This is a genomic window from Trinickia acidisoli, assembly GCF_017315725.1.
GTDB classification, from domain to species: domain Bacteria; phylum Pseudomonadota; class Gammaproteobacteria; order Burkholderiales; family Burkholderiaceae; genus Trinickia; species Trinickia acidisoli.
This window is the reverse complement of sequence record NZ_JAFLRG010000001.1, coordinates 359,614-376,754: the sequence shown is the minus strand read 5'-3', so window position 1 is coordinate 376,754 and position 17,141 is coordinate 359,614. Positions and strand designations below refer to the sequence as shown.

Genomic DNA, 17,141 nt, shown 5'->3' with positions numbered 1-17,141 from the left:
GGCAAGCCCCGGCCCTCCGGCCGCCATCCTCGCGCGCGGCATGCGCTCTCCTTCCTGTCTCGCCATGGCCTTCCTGTTGCATCAAGCCCGCTTCTACACGACCGTCAACCACTTGCGCGACCTGCCCGCCACGGTCCAACCCGAGATCGCTTTCGCCGGCCGCTCGAACGCCGGCAAATCCACGGCCATCAACATCTTGTGCAATCAAAAGCGCCTTGCCTTCGCCAGCAAAACGCCCGGCCGCACGCAGCATATCAACTACTTCGGCGTCGGGCCGGCCGATGAGCCGGTCGGCTACCTCGTCGACCTGCCCGGATACGGCTACGCCGAAGTGCCCGGCGCAGCCAAGGCGCACTGGGAAGCGCTACTCGCCAGTTACCTGCAAAGCCGTGCCCAGCTTCGCGGCATGGTGCTGATGATGGATTCGCGGCGCCCATTGACCGAGCTCGACAGACGCATGATCGAGTGGTTTGCCCCGACGGGCAAGCCAATCCATACGCTGCTGACGAAGTGCGACAAACTGACGCGGCAGGAGAGCATCAACGCGTTGCGCGCCACGGAAAAGGGTCTGGCCGAGTATCGGGCGGGCGGCTACGCGGGGGAACTGACCGCGCAGCTCTTTTCGGCGCTCAAGCGCGTGGGGCTCGACGACGCGCACGTCCGCCTCGAAGGGTGGCTTGCGGCCGATGCGGCGGGGGCAAACGACACGAGCGCCAGCGTGGCGCCGTGACCGCCCGGACGATACGAGAAACGGAACGATTGCGCGCAGGGCGGGACGATTCGCTGCGGCGGATCGCCGCGGCTGCGCTCGATGGAAACGACAACGGATCACTATAAAAAAACCCGCCGAACGTCGGCGGGTTGAACAGCCTAATCGAAAAAACGACAGGCACCCGCTCAGGGAGGAGAAGCGGGGAGGTCCGCAGCATGCGCTAACCAAAAGGCATGCGCTTCGCTCGATCGCTATCATATACCATTGGTTGCAAAAGTTTTTGCGCCGGCCGAGCCGGCGCTTTCCCCTTGATCCGACAGCGATTTCTCCCCTATGAGCTTCTATCCGCACCACCGCCCGCGCCGCATGCGACGCGACGATTTCTCTCGCCGCCTCATGCGCGAAAACACGCTGACGACGAACGACTTCATCTATCCCGTGTTCATCGTCGACGGCAATAACGTACGCCAGCCCATAGCGTCGATGCCTGGCGTCGAGCGCGTATCGGTCGATCTGCTGATGGGCGTGGCCGAGCAGTGCGTGGCGCTCGGCGTGCCGGTGCTCTCGCTGTTTCCAGCCATCGAGCCTTCGCTGAAAACGCCTGATGGACGTGAGGCCGCGAATCCCGAAGGGTTGATCCCGCGCGCCGTGCGCGAACTGAAGAAGCGCTTCCCGGAGCTCGGCGTGTTGACTGACGTCGCGCTCGATCCCTACACGAGTCATGGTCAAGACGGCCTGCTCGACGAGGCCGGCTACGTACTCAACGACGAAACGGTCGAGATCCTCGTCGAGCAGGCGCGGGCGCAGGTCGAAGCGGGCGTGGACATCGTCGCGCCGTCCGACATGATGGACGGCCGCATCGGCGCATTGCGCGAAATGCTCGAAAGCGAGGGTCATATCTACACGCGCATCATGGCCTATGCCGCCAAGTATGCGTCGGCGTTCTACGGCCCGTTCCGCGACGCGGTCGGGTCGGCGACGAATCTCGGCAAAAGCAACAAGATGACGTATCAGATGGACCCGGCCAACTCGGACGAAGCGCTGCGTGAAGTGCGGCTCGACATCGACGAGGGCGCCGACATGGTGATGGTCAAGCCGGGCATGCCGTATCTCGACATCGTGCGCCGCGTAAAGGATGAGTTCCGCTTTCCGACCTACGTCTACCAAGTGAGCGGCGAATACGCGATGCTCAAGGCCGCGGCGCAAAACGGCTGGCTCGATCACGACAAGGTGATGATGGAATCGCTGCTCGCGTTCAAGCGCGCGGGCGCCGATGGCGTACTCACCTATTTCGCGCTCGATGCGGCGCGTCTATTGCGCGCGCAAAAGTAAGCGCGGCAGCACAAGCGGTGGTCGTGTCGGCGTGTGGTTCGGCATATGAGCCGAGCGCATCAACCATAGCCGCACGAGGGGGAGGGGCCATCGAGCGCCCCACCCGCCTTTCACGATTGCAGCGCGGGCGCGACGCGATCGAGACTGCGCAGGAACGTATCGGCCGACTCATAGCCAACCACGCGCAGCACTTCCTTACCCGACCGGTCGAAGAAGATGATGCCCGGCGGCCCGAATAGATCGAAACGTTTCAAGAGCGCCTGATCATCCGTATTGTTTGCGGTAACGTCGGCGCGCAGTAGGTGCAGTTGCGCGAGACGCGCTTGCACGCGCTTGTCCGAGAACGTGAAGCGCTCCATTTCCTTGCAGCTCACGCACCAGTCGGCATAGAAATCGAGCATGGCGGGGCGGCTGTCGGCCTTGAGCTGCGCATCGAGATTCGCCGAGGACTGAATCGGCGCGAAGGCCGCGTCCGTCGGGGTAGCGCCGCTCGGCGCGGCCGACTCGCCCGTCACGCGCGCGGCCAGCACAGCAAGCGGACGCACCGGATCGCCCGAACCCGCGGCGAGCCCGACCAGCAGCGTCGCCGCCCAAATCGCGAGCGCGGCGCCGACACCGCGACCCAGCCGGCGCCAAATGGACGGTCCGCCTACGTTTGGCGTGAACAGCCCCAGCGCGGCGGCGGCAATCAACAACCAGAGCGCTGCAAGCAGCATTTGCGCGGTAGACGGCAGGACGGGCCAGACGATCCAAAGCGCCGCAGCGAGCAGCACGATGCCGAAGAACACCTTCACGTCGTCCATCCAAGCGCCGGCACGCGGCAACAGCGTCCCGGCGCCGAGGCCAATGACGAGCAGCGGCACGCCAAGGCCGAGCCCCATCGAAAACAGCGCCGCGCCGCCAAGCACGGCGCTGCCCGTATGTGCAATGAACGCGAGAACGGCGAACAGCGGCGCGGTCATGCACGCCCCGACGACGAGCGCCGAGAGCGCGCCCATCACGGCAACGGCCGCGAACGTGCCCCCGGAGCGGCGGCTCGAGGCCTGCGACGCGCTGTCTTGCCACTGCTGCGGCAGCACGAGGTCGACGCCTGCGATCAACGTCAGCGCGAATGCCGTCAGCAGCACGGCGAACGCACCGAGTATCCACGGATTTTGCAGCCACGCGCCGAGCGATTGGCCAACGAGCGCGGCGGCGATGCCTAGCGCGGTATAGACGAGCGACATGCCGACGACGTACGCGAGCGACAGCGCGAAGCCACGCGCTCGTGTCACCTTCGCGCCCTGGCCGATGATGATCGCCGAGACGATTGGAATCATCGGATACGAGCACGGCAGCAAGCTGAGGACGAGGCCTGCCAGAAAATAGAGGCCGACCGTGGCCGCGAAACTGCCGCCTTGCAACAGCGATTGCGCATAATCGGCACTCGTCGCGCGCTCGTACCACGAGGCGCGCTGCCCATTGGTTGCGGCCGTTTCGGCAGTGCCGCCGATGCCTGGGCCGTTGCCGGCGATCAGCGCCGCGCCGCCGACGTGATAGACGTGCTGCGCAGGCGGATAGCAGATGCCGGCATCGGCACAGCCCTGCGAAGTGACGGCGAGGTCGAACGGGCCTGACGTGGACTGCACGGGCACGCGAATGGTCAGATCGCCGCGGTAGGTCTCGACGTTCTTCTGGAACGTCGGATCGAACTTGACGTGACCTGCCGGCAGTTGCGCGGCGCCGAGCGTGGCGGTGCCGCTTTTGACGGCGAACTGGAAGCGCTCGCGATAGAGGTAGTACCCGTCCGCGATCTTGAAGTGAACGTCGACTTCATGGGGCGCTTCATCGGCGCTGAAGCGGAAGGCGACCGATGGATCGAGAAAGTCGTCGGCATGCGCGACACGCGTGCCCCCTGCCCCAAGCACCGCACACGCGATGACGAGCAACATGACACGCGCAAGCATGCGCGGAAGATCGGAAAGCGGCTTAAACATGCGTTGGTCGATGCGTTTCGGTCTCCACCCATTGCCCGTAGGCATTCGACGCGGTGGCTTGCCACGAAAGCAACTCGGGCGTCTCGTAAGGGTGGTTCGCAAGAATGAATCGTTCGAGTTCGAGCACGCGAGCGGCACTCGTCTTGAACAACAACTGAATCTCGTCGGCTGTTTCCACCGCGCCCTGCCAGCGATAGCGCGAGCGCACGGCGCCAAGCTCCGTGACGCAAGCGGCAAGACGCTCGTCGAGCGCGCCTTGCGCGAGCTTTTGCGCCGATTCGGTGTCGGGCAGCGTCGTCAATATGAGCACGACAGGCATAGGCACAGCGTCTTCACCTCAGGCAATCCAATACGCCGCTATCGTATCACCGAGCGCGATTTCACCACCCACGCCCCGCCCAGCCTTGCGCGGACGCGGCGCTTGCCATATGCCTGCGTGCATACATCCCGAAAACAAAAAGGGCCAAGCTCATGCTTGACCCTTTTGTGACGCAGCTAATCGGCTTGCCCGAAAAGCTTATTCAGCCTCTTGCACGTCGTCCGCTTCCACCTGTTCCGGGCGGTCGAGAAGTTCGACGAGCGCCATCGGCGCATTATCGCCAACGCGGAAACCGAACTTCAGGATGCGCAGATAGCCACCGGGACGCTTCTCGAAGCGCGGACCGAGGACGTCGAACAGCTTCGCGACGGAATCGCGATCACGCAGACGGTTGAACGCCAAGCGGCGGTTCGCGAGCGACGGCTTCTTGCCGAGCGTGATCAGCGGCTCGACAACTTTACGGAGTTCCTTCGCCTTCGGCAGCGTCGTCTTGATGACTTCGTGCTCGATCAGCGAGTTGGACATGTTACGGAGCATAGCCAGACGATGGCTGCTCGTGCGGTTCAGTTTCCGCAGACCATGACGGTGACGCATTTCAGTTCCTTGATTCGAAGTTTTGGTCCAGCTCTTCTATCGTCCCCATCTAATGCAACGCAGCGGTGAGGACACGGGCCGGTAAGAAAAAAGACAAGACGCGGATTCTAAAGGAAAATCCGCGTCTTCGCCAGTCGCCGGGGCGCGAACACCCCGACGGCTTACTTGTCGAGACCAGCCGGCGGCCAGTTCTCGAGCTTCATGCCCAGCGTCAAGCCGCGCGAAGCAAGCACTTCCTTGATTTCGTTGAGCGACTTGCGACCGAGGTTCGGGGTCTTGAGCAGCTCGTTTTCCGTGCGCTGGATCAGGTCGCCGATGTAGTAGATGTTCTCGGCCTTCAAGCAGTTGGCCGAACGCACCGTCAACTCGAGGTCGTCGACCGGGCGCAGCAGGATCGGATCGATCTGCGGCGCACGCGACGGCGCTTCGGCGGCCGCTTCCGTGCCTTCCAGCGCCGCGAACACGGCGAGCTGGTCAACGAGGATACGTGCCGATTGACGAATCGCTTCCTCGGGCGAAATCACGCCGTTGGTTTCGATGTTCATCACGAGCTTATCGAGATCGGTACGCTGCTCGACACGCGCGCTTTCCACAGCGTAGCTCACGCGGCGAACCGGCGAGAACGACGCGTCGAGGACGATGCGGCCGATGATCTTGGCCGTTTCCTCACCGTAGCGACGCACGTTGCCGGGCACGTAGCCGCGGCCCTTTTCGACCTTGATCTGCACGTCGAGCTTGCCGCCCTTCGACAGATGCGCCACCACGTGATCGGGGTTGATCACCTCGCAATCATGCGGCAACTCGATGTCGCGCGCCGTCACGAGGCCTTCGCCTTCCTTGCGCAGCGTGACCGTTACTTCGTCACGGTTATGCAGCTTGAAGACTACGCCCTTCAAGTTCAGCAGCAGATTGACGACGTCTTCCTGCACGCCGTCGATCGTCGAGTACTCGTGCACGACACCTGCGATCGTCACTTCGGTCGGTGCATAGCCGACCATCGACGACAACAGCACGCGCCGAAGCGCGTTGCCCAACGTGTGGCCGTAACCGCGTTCGAACGGTTCCATGACCACTTTCGCGTGGCTCTCGCCCAGCGATTCCACGGCGATGATCTTGGGCTTCAACAAACTGGTTTGCATAGGTTTTCCTTTTCAATACCCTCGGCTCGTTACACCGATAAGGCTGACCGGTAACACCCTAAAAATAAACAGCCGAGGTGCCCCCTTGCGCAACGCACTCAAGGTACCCCGGCCGTAAATCCGATTAGCGCGAATACAATTCGACGATCAGGCTTTCGTTGATGTCGCCGGCGATATCACTACGTTCCGGCATTTGCTTGAACGTGCCTTCGAACTTCTTCGCATCGACCGCAACCCAGCTCGCCATACCGCCTTGCTCGGCAAGCGAAAGCGCCTCGAGAATCCGCGCTTGCTTCTTGGCTTGCTCGCGCACGGCCACGACGTCGCCGGCCTTCACTTGCAGCGACGGGACGTTGGCGACCTGGCCGTTCACGGTGATCGCCTTGTGACCGACGAGCTGGCGCGCTTCAGCGCGCGTCGAGCCGAAGCCCATGCGATAGACGACGTTGTCGAGGCGCGATTCGAGCAATTGCAGCAGGTTTTCACCCGTGTTGCCCTTGCGGCGGTCGGCTTCGGCGAAGTAGCGGCGGAACTGACGCTCGAGCACGCCGTAGATGCGCTTCACTTTTTGCTTTTCGCGAAGCTGCGTGCCGTAGTCGGACGTACGAGCGCCCGAGGTGCGGCCGTGCTGGCCCGGCTTGCTGTCGAGCTTGCACTTGTCGGCGAGCGAGCGACGTGCGCTCTTCAGGAACAGATCGGTGCCTTCACGGCGGGACAACTTGGCCTTAGGGCCGGTATAGCGTGCCACTTTGCATTCCTTCTAGGTTTGTTCACGCAAACTCGCGTCTGCGCTAGTCCGTACCCCGCTGGGCCGAACGGTGGGCTTAGTCAAACAAACAACGCGCAAATAGCCTGTTGGCGCGCAATCGCGCCAACAGGCATCGTACAGGCGCTCGTCTTAGATGCGACGGCGCTTCGGCGGACGGCAACCGTTGTGCGGAACGGGCGTAACGTCGGAGATCGCCGTGATCTTGATGCCAAGACCATGCAACGCGCGCACCGCCGATTCGCGACCGGGGCCAGGACCTTTGATCCGCACTTCGAGGTTCTTCACGCCGTATTCCATCGCCACGCGACCGGCCGACTCAGCTGCAACCTGCGCCGCAAACGGCGTCGACTTGCGCGAGCCCTTGAAGCCCTGGCCACCTGACGTTGCCCAAGCAAGCGCGTTGCCTTGACGGTCGGTGATCGTGATGATGGTGTTGTTGAACGACGCGTGAACGTGAACCACGCCCTCGGCGACGTTCTTCTTGACCTTCTTGCGAACGCGTTGCGCCGCGGAGTTGTTCTGAGCCTTAGCCATTACGTTTTCCTGTAACTGTCAGTCGCGCTTATTTCTTCAGCGATTGGGCAGCGCGGCGCGGACCCTTGCGCGTACGAGCATTCGTGCGCGTACGTTGGCCACGCAGGGGCAGACCCTTGCGATGACGGACGCCGCGATAGCAGCCGAGGTCCATCAGACGCTTGATGTTCATCGTCACTTCGCGGCGCAGATCGCCTTCGACGACAAACTTGCCGACTTCTTCACGCAGCTTTTCGAGATCAGCGTCCGTCAGGTCTTTGACCTTCTTGTTCACTGCGACGCCAGCCGTTTCGCAAATTTGTTGCGAACGCGTGCGGCCAATCCCGAAGATCGCCGTCAGACCGATCACGGCGTGCTGGTGGTTCGGGATGTTCACCCCTGCAATACGAGCCATCGTTTTTCCTCAAACAAAAAGCGCAAGCAAAAGCGCGGCGTTCAGCCTTGGCGCTGTTTGTGGCGCGGATCAGAGCTGCAAATCACGCGCACGACACCTTTGCGCTTGATGATCTTGCAATTGCGGCAAATGCGCTTAACCGATGCCATCACTTTCATGATATTACCCTTTTTTCAAATCACTTCGCCCGGAACACGATCCGCGCACGCGACAGATCGTAGGGCGTCAACTCAACTGTCACCTTGTCGCCGGGCAAGATGCGGATGTAATGCATGCGCATCTTGCCGGAGATATGCCCCAACACGACATGACCGTTTTCCAGCTTCACGCGGAAGGTAGCATTGGGCAGGTTTTCGATGACCTCACCCTGCATCTGGATTACATCGTCTTTGGCCATAAGTCCTTTCAACGCATCGGAATGTTGCCGCCGCCCTTGAAGTTCGCCTTCTTGAGCAACGACTCATACTGTTGCGACATAACGTACGACTGCACTTGCGCCATGAAGTCCATCGTGACGACAACGATGATCAGCAGCGACGTTCCGCCAAAATAAAACGGCACGTTCCAGCGCAGCACCAAAAACTCGGGCAGCAGGCAGACGAACACGATGTAGATCGCACCGGCCAGCGTCAGACGCGTGAGGATGCGGTCGATATACCGCGCGGTCTGGTCGCCCGGACGAATACCCGGAACGAACGCACCGCTCTTCTTCAGGTTGTCGGCCGTCTCTCTGCTGTTGAACACCAGCGCGGTGTAGAAGAAGCAGAAGAAGATGATCGCCAACGCGTACAGCAACACGTACACGGGCTGGCCGGGCTTGATCGCATCGGCCACGTTGTGCAGCGTGTCGGTGAGCCAGCTACCGCGCGCGCCCGAGCTGAACCAACCAAGAATGGTTGCCGGGAACAGGATGATCGACGATGCGAAGATCGGCGGAATCACGCCCGACATGTTCAGCTTGAGCGGCAAGTGCGATGACTGTCCGCCGTAAATCTTGTTACCGACCTGGCGCTTCGCGTAATTCACGAGAATCTTGCGTTGACCGCGCTCGATGAACACGACGACGTACGTCACCGCCCCAATCAGCGCCACCACGATGATCGCCGTGAACGGATTCATCGAACCGGACTGTACGAGCGAAACGAGCCCGCCCACCGCGTTCGGGAATCCTGCTGCAATCCCGCCGAAGATGATGATCGAGATCCCGTTGCCGAGACCGCGTTCCGTGATCTGCTCGCCAAGCCACATCAGGAACATCGTGCCCGTCACGAGCGTCACGACCGTCGTCAGGCGAAACACCATGCCTGGATCGATCACGAGCCCCGGCTGATTCTCGAGCGCGACGGCAATGCCGAACGCCTGGAATGTCGCCAGCACGACCGTGAAGATCCGCGTGTACTGCGTGATCTTGCGCTGCCCTGCCTGGCCTTCCTTCTTCAGCGCTTCGAGCTGTGGCGACACGATCGCAAGCAACTGCATGATGATCGACGAGGAGATGTACGGCATGATCCCCAACGCGAAAATCGTGAACCGCGACAGCGCGCCACCCGAGAACATGTTGAACATGCCCAGGATGCCGCCCGATTGGCTCTGGAACAGCTTCGCCAACTGATCCGGGTCGATCCCCGGCACCGGAATATGCGCGCCGATACGGTAGACGACCAGCGCCAGCAGCAGGAATACTGCCCGCCGACGCAGATCGCCGAACTTCGCCGTGCTTCGACCGGTTTTTGCGAGACTCGGGCTGTTAGCCAAGTACCTTCTCCGATGCAAATGCCATGGACGGCAATCGGTCTTTCACGCGATCGAAAGCCAATTACTCGGCGAACGAGCCGCCGGCCGCTTCGATCGCAGCGCGTGCGCCCTTCGTCGCACCGAGGCCCTTCACGACGACTTTACGCGAGATCTCGCCCGTGGCGATAATCTTGGCGCTCTTCGTCAGTTCACCGACGAGACCCGCTTGCTTCAGCGCGAGCAGATCGATTTCGTCGACAGGCAGCGCTTGCAGATCGGAGAGGCGCACTTCACCGACGAATTCCTTCGTCAGCGACGTGAACCCGCGCTTGGGCAGACGACGTTGCAGCGGCATTTGACCGCCTTCGAAGCCGACCTTGTGAAAGCCGCCCGAACGCGATTTCTGGCCTTTGTGACCACGGCCGGCCGTCTTGCCGAGGCCGGAGCCGATACCGCGGCCGACACGACGCTTCGCGTGCTTGGCGCCCGCAGCCGGCTTCAGGTTATTCAATTCCATATTCAACTCCTCGAGTCCCTGGTCCGCTTCAGCTCACGACCTTAACAAGGTACGAAACCTTGTTGATCATGCCGCGCACAGCGGGCGTATCTTGCAGCTCGCTGACCGAGTTGAGTCGGCGCAGGCCCAGGCCACGCACCGTGGCACGGTGCGATTCGCGGGTCCCAATCAGGCTCTTGACGAGCTGAACCTTGACAGTTTTTTCAGACATGGTGACCACCTAGGCATTAGCCCAAAATATCTTCGACCGACTTGCCGCGCTTCGCAGCGATGTCCGCCGGCGTCGACTGCTTGCGCAGCCCGTCGAGCGTGGCACGCACGAGGTTGTACGGGTTCGTCGAACCGTGGCTCTTCGCGACGACGTTTTGCACGCCCATCACGTCGAACACTGCGCGCATCGGGCCACCGGCGATCACACCGGTACCGTCTTTCGCCGGAGCGAGCAGAACCACCGACGCGCCATGCTTGCCGTGCACTTCATGCTGCAGCGTGCCGTTCTTCAGCGGCACCTTGAACATGTTGCGACGAGCCTGTTCCATTGCCTTTTGCACGGCCACGGGCACTTCCTTCGCCTTGCCCTTGCCCATACCGACGCGGCCATCACCGTCGCCAACCACGGTCAGTGCGGCGAAGCCGAGAATCCGGCCGCCCTTCACCACCTTGGTCACGCGGTTGACCGAGATCATTTTTTCGCGAAGGCCGTCGTCGCGTTCGTCAGCCTGAACTTTCGCTTGCATCTTTGCCATGACGAATTCTTCCTTAGAACTTGAGCCCGGCTTCGCGCGCCGCATCGGCCAGCGCTTTCACGCGGCCGTGGTAGCGAAAGCCCGAGCGATCGAAGGCGACGGATTCGACGCCGGCAGCCTTGGCTTTTTCAGCGATACGTTTGCCGATCAGCGTGGCGGCGGCGATGTTGCCGCCCTTGCCCGACTGGTCGGCCAATTGCGCGCGCACTTCAGCTTCGAGCGTCGATGCACTGGCGAGCACCTTGGTACCGCAAGGCGAGAACACTTGCGCGTAGATGTGCGTGTTCGTGCGATGCACGGCAAGGCGCGCGACCTGCAGTTCGGCGATCTTGATACGCGTCTGACGAGCGCGGCGCAGGCGAGATTGAGCTTTATCCATGATTGCGCACCCTTACTTCTTCTTCGTTTCTTTGAGGATCACCACCTCGTCGGCATAGCGCACGCCCTTGCCTTTATAAGGCTCAGGCGGACGGTAGCCGCGCACTTCGGCAGCGACTTGGCCGACCTTCTGCTTGTCGATCCCCTTGATCACGATTTCCGTTTGCGACGGGGTTTCAGCCTTCACGCCTTCCGGCATTTGGTGCACCACGGGGTGCGAGAAACCCAGCGACAGGTTCAGCTTGTCGCCTTGCGCTTGCGCACGATAACCAACGCCGACGAGGTTGAGCTTACGCTCGAAACCCTTCGTCGCGCCGCGCACCATGTTCGCGACAATCGCGCGCATCGTGCCCGACATCGCGTTCGCTTCACGGCTGTCGTTCACCGGCTCGAACTTCAGAACGGTGCCATCGACGACGATCTTCACGAGCTTGTTTTGCGCTTGCGAAATCGTGCCGAGCGGGCCCTTCACCGTAATGAGGTCGTCGGTGACCTTCACTTCGGCGCCATCGAGCGCGACCGGGCTTTTACCTACTCGAGACATATTTCTTCTCCTCTTTCGGCGTTAAGCGACGTAGCAGATGACTTCGCCGCCGACGCCATTGGCGCGGGCCTTGCGATCAGTCATCACACCCTTGGGCGTCGAAACGATCGCCACACCGAGGCCGTTCATGACCTGCGGAATGTCATTGCGACCGCGGTACACGCGCAGGCCGGGCTTCGAAACGCGTTCGAGGCGCTCGATCACGGGGCGTCCGGCGTAGTACTTCAACGCGATGTTCAATTCCGACTTCGCGCCGTCCGACTTCACTGCGAAGTTGTCGATATAGCCTTCGTCCTTCAGGACTTGGGCAATCGCCACCTTGACCTTCGACGAGGGCATCGTCACCGAAACCTTCTCGACCATCTGCGCGTTGCGGATGCGAGTCAGCATATCGGCGATAGGATCACTCATGCTCATTTATGTTTCTCCTATTACCAGCTCGCCTTGGTCAGGCCGGGGATCTCGCCGCGGAATGCGATTTCGCGAATCTTGTTACGCGCAAGTCCGAACTTGCGGAACGTGCCACGCGGACGACCCGTGATGGCGCAGCGGTTGCGCTTGCGCGTCGGGTTCGCGTTACGGGGCAGTTGTTGCAGCTCGAGACGGGCTGCGTAGCGCTCTTCTTCCGACTTCGATTGGTCGTCGATGATCGCCTTCAGCGCTTCACGCTTCGGAGCGAACTTCGCCGCCAGGCGGGCGCGCTTCTTTTCACGTTCGATCAGTGCCAGTTTAGCCACGGTAACCTCAGTTTCTGAACGGGAACTTGAAGCTGGCGAGCAGTGCCTTGGCTTCTTCGTCGGTCTTCGCGGTCGTGGTGATGCTGATGTTCAGCCCACGCAGCGCGTCGATCTTGTCGTAGTCGATTTCGGGGAAAATGATCTGCTCTTTCACACCGATGTTGTAGTTGCCGCGGCCATCGAACGCACGCCCCGAAACACCACGGAAGTCGCGCACGCGCGGCAGGGCCACCGTGACGAAACGATCGAGGAATTCGTACATCGCGCGGCCGCGCAGCGTGACCATCGCACCGATCGGGTAGCCTTGGCGGATCTTGAAGCCCGCGATTGCCTTGCGAGCTTTCGTCACAACCGGCTTTTGACCTGCGATCTTCGTCAGATCGCCAACGGCGTTTTCGATGATCTTCTTGTCGGCGACGGCTTCGCCAAGACCCATGTTCAGGGTGATCTTGGTGATGCGCGGCACTTCCATGATCGACTTGTAACCGAACTTCTCGGTGAGGCCGGGAACGACCTTCTCTTTGTAAAACTCTTGCAAACGAGCCATTTTTATACTCCGCAGCGTCAGGCGCTCAGCACGGCACCGGTCGTCTTCAGGAAGCGAACCTTCTTGCCTTCCTCGACCTTGATGCCCACACGCGAGGCTTTGCCGTTCGCGTCGACAAGCGCGACATTCGAAATGTGCAGCGGCATCGTCTTCGCTTCCACGCCACCCGTCGTACCCTTCATCGGGTTCGGCTTGACGTGCTTCTTGACGAGATTGATGCCTTCCACCGTCACGTGTTCTTCGGCGACGACGAGCACGACACCGCGCTTGCCTTTGTCTTTGCCGGTGATGACGACGACTTCGTCACCCTTGCGAATCTTGTTCATCGCGACTCCTTACAGCACTTCGGGGGCCAGCGAAACGATCTTCATGAACCGTTCGCTACGCAACTCACGCGTGACCGGCCCAAAAATGCGGGTGCCGATGGGCTCGAGCTTGGCATTCAACAGGACGGCGGCATTGCCGTCGAACTTGATCAGCGAGCCGTCTTGGCGACGCACGCCCTTAGCAGTGCGAACCACCACGGCGTTGTAGATTTCGCCTTTCTTCACGCGCCCGCGCGGCGTTGCCTCTTTGACGCTCACCTTGATGATGTCGCCGATATTGGCGTAACGACGCTTCGAGCCGCCGAGCACTTTGATGCACATGACTTCACGTGCACCCGTGTTGTCGGCCACTTCAAGCCGAGATTCGGTCTGGATCATGGTTTATCTTTCCCAACTTAATCCGCCTGCACCACCATGGTTCAGCCGGTCAGTCTTGGTCCCGTCAGCCGCGCTGCTGCTTGGCTGCTTGGGTTGGAACAGCAGCGACGGCACACGAAACCGCCATCGCAATCGAGTGATGCTTCGGAGCAGGCTGGCGCCCTTCCGCTTCCCTTCCACTTCGTCCGCAGCGGATCCCATAAAGAGGGAAGACCGAGATTATATCAAACAATCTCGGCCTTGCAAGCGAAATCTATTGCGATTTCAACGACTTCTACTACCTAGCCGCCTTTAGATTACACGCGCGGCTTCGACAAGGCGGGACACCGTCCAGGCTTTCGTCTTCGAGATCGGACGCGTTTCCTGGATTTCAACGAGGTCGCCCTCGTTGAACGTGTTCGCATCGTCATGCGCATGGTACTTCTTCGAGCGCACGACATACTTGCCGTAGATCGGGTGCTTCACGCGGTGCTCGACGAGCACCGTGACCGTCTTGTCCATCTTGTTGCTGACGACCTTGCCGATCAGCGTCCGCTTGAGCGAGGTTTTCACGCTATCGTTCATTTCTGGTTCGCCTTCTCAGTCAGGACGGTCCGCACACGTGCGATGTCGCGACGAACCTTCTTCAGCTGGCTCGTGTTCGTGAGCTGCTGCGTCGCGAGTTGCATGCGCAGGCCGAATTGCGCTTTCAACAGGTCCGACAGCTCCTTGTTGAGCGCGGCCTTGTCTTTTTGGTGAAGTTCGGAAGCCTTCATCATTTACTCCTTAGGCGCCGAGCTGACGAACGATGAACGCCGTCTTCAGCGGCAGCTTCGCTGCAGCCAGACGGAACGCTTCACGCGCCAACTCTTCGGTTACGCCATCCATTTCGTACAGCATTTTGCCCGGCTGGATCTCGGCGACGTAGTACTCAGGATTACCCTTCCCGTTACCCATCCGTACTTCAGCCGGCTTTTGCGAGATCGGCTTGTCCGGGAAAATGCGGATCCAGATGCGGCCGCCGCGCTTGATGTGACGCGTCATGGCACGACGCGCCGCTTCGATTTGGCGCGCGGTCAGACGGCCGCGACCGATAGCCTTCAGGCCGAATTCACCGAATGACACGGCGTTGCCGCGCGTTGCCACACCGGTGTTGCGACCCTTCTGCTCTTTGCGATACTTCCTGCGTTTCGGTTGCAGCATCGTTATTCTCCAGTCTTGCCGTCGCCTTCGGGCTTGCCGCCGGCGGCGCCGCGACGCGGCGCGCCACGGCGAGCACCTGCCGGCGCGCCACCTTCACCGTCACGACGGGGACGGCGATCGCCCGGACGCGCGTTGCGGCGCGGACGCTTTTCTTCCGGCGCTTCTTCGGCGACCGGCGCATCGTTACGGCCGAGCGTGTCGCCCTTGTAGACCCACACCTTCACGCCGATGATGCCGTACGTCGTCTTCGCTTCCGACGTCGCGTAATCGATGTCGGCACGCAGCGTATGCAGAGGCACGCGACCTTCGCGATACCACTCCGTGCGCGCGATCTCGATGCCGTTCAGACGGCCGGCGCTCATGATCTTGATACCTTGTGCGCCCAGACGCATCGCGTTTTGCATCGCACGCTTCATCGCGCGGCGGAACATGATCCGACGCTCGAGCTGCTGCGTGATCGAATCGGCGATCAACTGCGCATCGGTTTCCGGCTTGCGGATTTCTTCGATGTTCACGTGCACGGGCACGCCCATGCGCTTTTGCAACTCGGACTTGAGCTGCTCGATGTCCTCGCCCTTCTTGCCGATGACGACACCCGGACGCGAACTGAAAATCGTGATGCGCGCGTTCTTTGCCGGACGCTCGATGATGACGCGACCGACCGAAGCGTTCTTCAGCTTCTTCTTCAGGTATTCACGTACACCGATGTCTTCCTGGAGCATCGCCGCGAAATTGTTGTTGTTCGCGTACCAACGCGAAGCCCAATTGCGGCTGACGGCCAGACGGAAGCCAGTCGGATGAATTTTCTGTCCCATCGTATGACCCCTTAATTCCCGACCGTCACTGTGATGTGACAGGATTGCTTCTCGATGCGATTGCCGCGGCCTTTAGCGCGCGCGGTGAACCGCTTCAGCGAGGCAGCCTTGTCGACGTAGATGCTCTTGATCTTGAGCTCGTCGATATCGGCGCCTTCGTTGTGCTCCGCATTCGCGATCGCCGACAGCACGACCTTCTTCACGATGCCGGCCGCTTTCTTCGGCGAGAACGTCAGGACGTTCAGCGCCTTGTCGACCGGCAAACCGCGGATCTGGTCGGCCACAAGGCGCGTTTTCTGCGCCGAGATGCGGGCACCGCGATGAATTGCTTTCACTTCCATCTTGATTGCCCCTTATTTCTTGGCCTTCTTGTCGGCCGCGTGACCCTTAAACGTCCGGGTCAGTGCGAACTCGCCAAGCTTGTGGCCGACCATGTTTTCCGAGATGTACACCGGAACGTGTTGACGGCCGTTGTGCACGGCGATCGTCAAACCGATGAAATCCGGGAGGATCGTCGAGCGACGCGACCAGGTCTTGATCGGCTTCTTGTCGCGCGTAGCTGCAGCCGCCTCAACTTTCTTCAGCAAATGGGCGTCGCAGAACGGACCTTTTTTAACAGAACGTGCCATTGCCTACTCCTTAACGCTTGTGACGGCGCTGGACGATCATCGTCGTCGTGCGCTTGTTGCGACGGGTGCGATAGCCCTTCGTCTGCTGGCCCCACGGGCTCACCGGATGGCGGCCTGCAGCAGTACGGCCTTCACCACCACCGTGCGGGTGGTCGACCGGGTTCATCGCGACGCCACGCACCGTCGGGCGGATACCGCGCCAGCGGTTCGCGCCAGCCTTACCGATTTGGCGCAGGCTATGCTCTTCGTTGCCCACTTCGCCGATCGTCGCGCGGCACTCGATATGCACGCGGCGGATTTCGCCCGAACGCAGACGAACCTGCGCGTAGGTGCCTTCGCGTGCCAGCAGCATCGCCGAGGTGCCGGCCGAACGCGCGATTTGCGCGCCCTTGCCCGGCAGCATCTCGATGCAGTGAATCGTCGTACCGACCGGAATGTTGCGGATCGGCAGCGTGTTGCCCGCACGAATCGGCGCTTCGGAGCCCGACATCAGTTGTTGACCAACCGTCATGCCCTTCGACGCGATGATGTAGCGACGTTCACCGTCGGCGTACAGCACGAGCGCGATGTTCGCGCTGCGGTTCGGGTCGTACTCGAGACGCTCGACCTTGGCCGGAATTCCATCCTTCGTGCGACGGAAATCGATGACGCGGTAGTGTTGCTTGTGACCGCCACCTTGGTGACGCGTCGTGACGTGGCCGTTGTTGTTACGGCCGGCAGCCTTGCTCTGCGCCTCGAGCAGCGCAGCATGCGGCTTGCCCTTGTGCAAATCCTTGTTGACCACCTTGACCATCGCGCGGCGACCCGGCGAAGTCGGCTTAACTTTCACGATTGCCATG

The 17,141-nt window shown here is 61.1% G+C and carries 29 protein-coding genes; 2 read left to right on the top strand and 27 right to left on the bottom strand.

The window, feature by feature from the left end; genetic code table 11:
• Positions 1–64 precede the first annotated feature (64 nt).
• Positions 65–730, top strand: coding sequence for a ribosome biogenesis GTP-binding protein YihA/YsxC (yihA, locus tag J3485_RS01785; RefSeq protein WP_206955594.1), 666 nt, complete (start codon positions 65–67; stop codon positions 728–730).
• Positions 731–1,045: 315 nt separating this feature from the next.
• Positions 1,046–2,044: a porphobilinogen synthase gene (gene hemB, locus J3485_RS01780; protein ID WP_206950888.1), complete on the top strand. Its 999-nt coding sequence runs from the start codon at positions 1,046–1,048 to the stop codon at positions 2,042–2,044.
• 110 nt (positions 2,045–2,154) lie between these two features.
• On the opposite strand, the gene dsbD is transcribed toward hemB, so the two are convergent.
• The 27 genes from dsbD to rplB form a co-directional block, all read right to left on the bottom strand.
• Positions 2,155–4,020 (bottom strand): protein-disulfide reductase DsbD, encoded by a 1,866-nt coding sequence (gene dsbD / locus J3485_RS01775; RefSeq protein ID WP_206950887.1) that lies wholly within the window; start codon positions 4,018–4,020, stop codon positions 2,155–2,157.
• Positions 4,013–4,339 (bottom strand): divalent-cation tolerance protein CutA, encoded by a 327-nt coding sequence (gene cutA, locus J3485_RS01770; RefSeq protein ID WP_206950886.1) that lies wholly within the window; start codon positions 4,337–4,339, stop codon positions 4,013–4,015. Before cutA ends, dsbD begins: the two co-directional genes overlap by 8 nt.
• A 198-nt stretch (positions 4,340–4,537) precedes the next feature.
• Positions 4,538–4,933 carry a 50S ribosomal protein L17 gene (rplQ, locus tag J3485_RS01765; protein WP_206950885.1) on the bottom strand — a complete coding sequence of 132 codons (396 nt, stop codon included), beginning with the start codon at positions 4,931–4,933 and terminating at the stop codon, positions 4,538–4,540.
• A 161-nt stretch (positions 4,934–5,094) separates the two neighbouring features.
• On the bottom strand, positions 5,095–6,072 hold the full coding sequence (locus tag J3485_RS01760; RefSeq protein WP_206950884.1) for a DNA-directed RNA polymerase subunit alpha: 978 nt from the start codon (positions 6,070–6,072) through the stop codon (positions 5,095–5,097).
• Positions 6,073–6,196: 124 nt separating this feature from the next.
• Positions 6,197–6,820 carry a 30S ribosomal protein S4 gene (gene rpsD / locus J3485_RS01755; RefSeq protein ID WP_206950883.1) on the bottom strand — a complete coding sequence of 208 codons (624 nt, stop codon included), beginning with the start codon at positions 6,818–6,820 and terminating at the stop codon, positions 6,197–6,199.
• Between the two features lie 150 nt (positions 6,821–6,970).
• A complete protein-coding gene (gene rpsK / locus J3485_RS01750; RefSeq protein ID WP_137955743.1) occupies positions 6,971–7,375 on the bottom strand; it encodes a 30S ribosomal protein S11 in 405 nt (134 codons plus the stop codon).
• A 28-nt stretch (positions 7,376–7,403) separates the two neighbouring features.
• Positions 7,404–7,769, bottom strand: a complete 366-nt coding sequence (rpsM, locus tag J3485_RS01745; protein ID WP_115537017.1) for a 30S ribosomal protein S13 — start codon at positions 7,767–7,769, stop codon at positions 7,404–7,406.
• Positions 7,770–7,810: 41 nt separating this feature from the next.
• Positions 7,811–7,927, bottom strand: coding sequence for a 50S ribosomal protein L36 (gene rpmJ / locus J3485_RS01740; RefSeq protein WP_004199844.1), 117 nt, complete (start codon positions 7,925–7,927; stop codon positions 7,811–7,813).
• 20 nt (positions 7,928–7,947) lie between these two features.
• Positions 7,948–8,166, bottom strand: coding sequence for a translation initiation factor IF-1 (gene infA / locus J3485_RS01735; protein WP_004521905.1), 219 nt, complete (start codon positions 8,164–8,166; stop codon positions 7,948–7,950).
• Between the two features lie 8 nt (positions 8,167–8,174).
• Positions 8,175–9,524 carry a preprotein translocase subunit SecY gene (gene secY, locus J3485_RS01730; protein ID WP_206950882.1) on the bottom strand — a complete coding sequence of 450 codons (1,350 nt, stop codon included), beginning with the start codon at positions 9,522–9,524 and terminating at the stop codon, positions 8,175–8,177.
• A 61-nt stretch (positions 9,525–9,585) separates the two neighbouring features.
• A complete protein-coding gene (gene rplO, locus J3485_RS01725) occupies positions 9,586–10,020 on the bottom strand; it encodes a 50S ribosomal protein L15 (protein ID WP_206950881.1) in 435 nt (144 codons plus the stop codon).
• A 28-nt stretch (positions 10,021–10,048) separates the two neighbouring features.
• Positions 10,049–10,231, bottom strand: a complete 183-nt coding sequence (rpmD, locus tag J3485_RS01720) for a 50S ribosomal protein L30 (RefSeq protein ID WP_206950880.1) — start codon at positions 10,229–10,231, stop codon at positions 10,049–10,051.
• Positions 10,232–10,247: 16 nt separating this feature from the next.
• On the bottom strand, positions 10,248–10,766 hold the full coding sequence (gene rpsE, locus J3485_RS01715; RefSeq protein ID WP_042269744.1) for a 30S ribosomal protein S5: 519 nt from the start codon (positions 10,764–10,766) through the stop codon (positions 10,248–10,250).
• A 13-nt stretch (positions 10,767–10,779) separates the two neighbouring features.
• Entirely contained in the window at positions 10,780–11,145 is a 366-nt protein-coding gene (gene rplR, locus J3485_RS01710; RefSeq protein WP_206950879.1) for a 50S ribosomal protein L18, read from the bottom strand.
• Positions 11,146–11,157: 12 nt separating this feature from the next.
• Positions 11,158–11,688 (bottom strand): 50S ribosomal protein L6, encoded by a 531-nt coding sequence (gene rplF, locus J3485_RS01705; RefSeq protein WP_206950878.1) that lies wholly within the window; start codon positions 11,686–11,688, stop codon positions 11,158–11,160.
• Positions 11,689–11,709: 21 nt separating this feature from the next.
• Positions 11,710–12,105: a 30S ribosomal protein S8 gene (gene rpsH / locus J3485_RS01700; protein ID WP_206950877.1), complete on the bottom strand. Its 396-nt coding sequence runs from the start codon at positions 12,103–12,105 to the stop codon at positions 11,710–11,712.
• A gap of 14 nt (positions 12,106–12,119) precedes the next feature.
• Positions 12,120–12,425, bottom strand: coding sequence for a 30S ribosomal protein S14 (rpsN, locus tag J3485_RS01695; protein WP_085228311.1), 306 nt, complete (start codon positions 12,423–12,425; stop codon positions 12,120–12,122).
• Positions 12,426–12,432: 7 nt separating this feature from the next.
• The gene (gene rplE, locus J3485_RS01690) at positions 12,433–12,972 is read right to left on the bottom strand and encodes a 50S ribosomal protein L5 (protein ID WP_206950876.1); all 540 of its coding nucleotides are present in this window, start codon (positions 12,970–12,972) and stop codon (positions 12,433–12,435) included.
• Positions 12,973–12,989: 17 nt separating this feature from the next.
• On the bottom strand, positions 12,990–13,298 hold the full coding sequence (gene rplX, locus J3485_RS01685) for a 50S ribosomal protein L24 (RefSeq protein WP_206950875.1): 309 nt from the start codon (positions 13,296–13,298) through the stop codon (positions 12,990–12,992).
• A gap of 9 nt (positions 13,299–13,307) precedes the next feature.
• A complete protein-coding gene (gene rplN, locus J3485_RS01680) occupies positions 13,308–13,676 on the bottom strand; it encodes a 50S ribosomal protein L14 (RefSeq protein ID WP_206950874.1) in 369 nt (122 codons plus the stop codon).
• Positions 13,677–13,967: 291 nt separating this feature from the next.
• The gene (gene rpsQ / locus J3485_RS01675; RefSeq protein ID WP_206950873.1) at positions 13,968–14,240 is read right to left on the bottom strand and encodes a 30S ribosomal protein S17; all 273 of its coding nucleotides are present in this window, start codon (positions 14,238–14,240) and stop codon (positions 13,968–13,970) included.
• A complete protein-coding gene (gene rpmC, locus J3485_RS01670) occupies positions 14,237–14,431 on the bottom strand; it encodes a 50S ribosomal protein L29 (protein WP_075159014.1) in 195 nt (64 codons plus the stop codon). The genes rpsQ and rpmC overlap by 4 nt, the downstream gene beginning before the upstream one ends.
• Before the next feature lie 10 nt (positions 14,432–14,441).
• A complete protein-coding gene (gene rplP / locus J3485_RS01665; protein WP_115537029.1) occupies positions 14,442–14,858 on the bottom strand; it encodes a 50S ribosomal protein L16 in 417 nt (138 codons plus the stop codon).
• A 2-nt stretch (positions 14,859–14,860) separates the two neighbouring features.
• On the bottom strand, positions 14,861–15,673 hold the full coding sequence (gene rpsC / locus J3485_RS01660; RefSeq protein ID WP_206950872.1) for a 30S ribosomal protein S3: 813 nt from the start codon (positions 15,671–15,673) through the stop codon (positions 14,861–14,863).
• Positions 15,674–15,684: 11 nt separating this feature from the next.
• A complete protein-coding gene (rplV, locus tag J3485_RS01655) occupies positions 15,685–16,014 on the bottom strand; it encodes a 50S ribosomal protein L22 (RefSeq protein WP_004199272.1) in 330 nt (109 codons plus the stop codon).
• A 12-nt stretch (positions 16,015–16,026) separates the two neighbouring features.
• On the bottom strand, positions 16,027–16,302 hold the full coding sequence (gene rpsS, locus J3485_RS01650; protein ID WP_042623627.1) for a 30S ribosomal protein S19: 276 nt from the start codon (positions 16,300–16,302) through the stop codon (positions 16,027–16,029).
• A 10-nt stretch (positions 16,303–16,312) separates the two neighbouring features.
• Positions 16,313–17,140, bottom strand: a complete 828-nt coding sequence (gene rplB / locus J3485_RS01645) for a 50S ribosomal protein L2 (protein ID WP_206950871.1) — start codon at positions 17,138–17,140, stop codon at positions 16,313–16,315.
• Position 17,141 lies beyond the last annotated feature (1 nt).

What these genes read in the sequence shown, in the direction of transcription:
- yihA (WP_206955594.1), top strand. Translation starts at nt 65, where the DNA reads ATGGCCTTCCTGTTGCATCAAGCCCGCTTCTACACGACCGTCAACCAC.
- hemB (WP_206950888.1), top strand. Translation starts at nt 1,046, where the DNA reads ATGAGCTTCTATCCGCACCACCGCCCGCGCCGCATGCGACGCGACGAT.
- dsbD (WP_206950887.1), bottom strand. Translation starts at nt 4,020, where the DNA reads ATGTTTAAGCCGCTTTCCGATCTTCCGCGCATGCTTGCGCGTGTCATG.
- cutA (WP_206950886.1), bottom strand. Translation starts at nt 4,339, where the DNA reads ATGCCTGTCGTGCTCATATTGACGACGCTGCCCGACACCGAATCGGCG.
- rplQ (WP_206950885.1), bottom strand. Translation starts at nt 4,933, where the DNA reads ATGCGTCACCGTCATGGTCTGCGGAAACTGAACCGCACGAGCAGCCAT.
- J3485_RS01760 (WP_206950884.1), bottom strand. Translation starts at nt 6,072, where the DNA reads ATGCAAACCAGTTTGTTGAAGCCCAAGATCATCGCCGTGGAATCGCTG.
- rpsK (WP_137955743.1), bottom strand. Translation starts at nt 7,375, where the DNA reads ATGGCTAAGGCTCAGAACAACTCCGCGGCGCAACGCGTTCGCAAGAAG.
- rpsM (WP_115537017.1), bottom strand. Translation starts at nt 7,769, where the DNA reads ATGGCTCGTATTGCAGGGGTGAACATCCCGAACCACCAGCACGCCGTG.
- rpmJ (WP_004199844.1), bottom strand. Translation starts at nt 7,927, where the DNA reads ATGAAAGTGATGGCATCGGTTAAGCGCATTTGCCGCAATTGCAAGATC.
- infA (WP_004521905.1), bottom strand. Translation starts at nt 8,166, where the DNA reads ATGGCCAAAGACGATGTAATCCAGATGCAGGGTGAGGTCATCGAAAAC.
- rplO (WP_206950881.1), bottom strand. Translation starts at nt 10,020, where the DNA reads ATGGAATTGAATAACCTGAAGCCGGCTGCGGGCGCCAAGCACGCGAAG.
- rpmD (WP_206950880.1), bottom strand. Translation starts at nt 10,231, where the DNA reads ATGTCTGAAAAAACTGTCAAGGTTCAGCTCGTCAAGAGCCTGATTGGG.
- rpsE (WP_042269744.1), bottom strand. Translation starts at nt 10,766, where the DNA reads ATGGCAAAGATGCAAGCGAAAGTTCAGGCTGACGAACGCGACGACGGC.
- rplR (WP_206950879.1), bottom strand. Translation starts at nt 11,145, where the DNA reads ATGGATAAAGCTCAATCTCGCCTGCGCCGCGCTCGTCAGACGCGTATC.
- rplF (WP_206950878.1), bottom strand. Translation starts at nt 11,688, where the DNA reads ATGTCTCGAGTAGGTAAAAGCCCGGTCGCGCTCGATGGCGCCGAAGTG.
- rpsH (WP_206950877.1), bottom strand. Translation starts at nt 12,105, where the DNA reads ATGAGCATGAGTGATCCTATCGCCGATATGCTGACTCGCATCCGCAAC.
- rplE (WP_206950876.1), bottom strand. Translation starts at nt 12,972, where the DNA reads ATGGCTCGTTTGCAAGAGTTTTACAAAGAGAAGGTCGTTCCCGGCCTC.
- rplX (WP_206950875.1), bottom strand. Translation starts at nt 13,298, where the DNA reads ATGAACAAGATTCGCAAGGGTGACGAAGTCGTCGTCATCACCGGCAAA.
- rplN (WP_206950874.1), bottom strand. Translation starts at nt 13,676, where the DNA reads ATGATCCAGACCGAATCTCGGCTTGAAGTGGCCGACAACACGGGTGCA.
- rpsQ (WP_206950873.1), bottom strand. Translation starts at nt 14,240, where the DNA reads ATGAACGATAGCGTGAAAACCTCGCTCAAGCGGACGCTGATCGGCAAG.
- rpmC (WP_075159014.1), bottom strand. Translation starts at nt 14,431, where the DNA reads ATGAAGGCTTCCGAACTTCACCAAAAAGACAAGGCCGCGCTCAACAAG.
- rplP (WP_115537029.1), bottom strand. Translation starts at nt 14,858, where the DNA reads ATGCTGCAACCGAAACGCAGGAAGTATCGCAAAGAGCAGAAGGGTCGC.
- rpsC (WP_206950872.1), bottom strand. Translation starts at nt 15,673, where the DNA reads ATGGGACAGAAAATTCATCCGACTGGCTTCCGTCTGGCCGTCAGCCGC.
- rplV (WP_004199272.1), bottom strand. Translation starts at nt 16,014, where the DNA reads ATGGAAGTGAAAGCAATTCATCGCGGTGCCCGCATCTCGGCGCAGAAA.
- rpsS (WP_042623627.1), bottom strand. Translation starts at nt 16,302, where the DNA reads ATGGCACGTTCTGTTAAAAAAGGTCCGTTCTGCGACGCCCATTTGCTG.
- rplB (WP_206950871.1), bottom strand. Translation starts at nt 17,140, where the DNA reads ATGGCAATCGTGAAAGTTAAGCCGACTTCGCCGGGTCGCCGCGCGATG.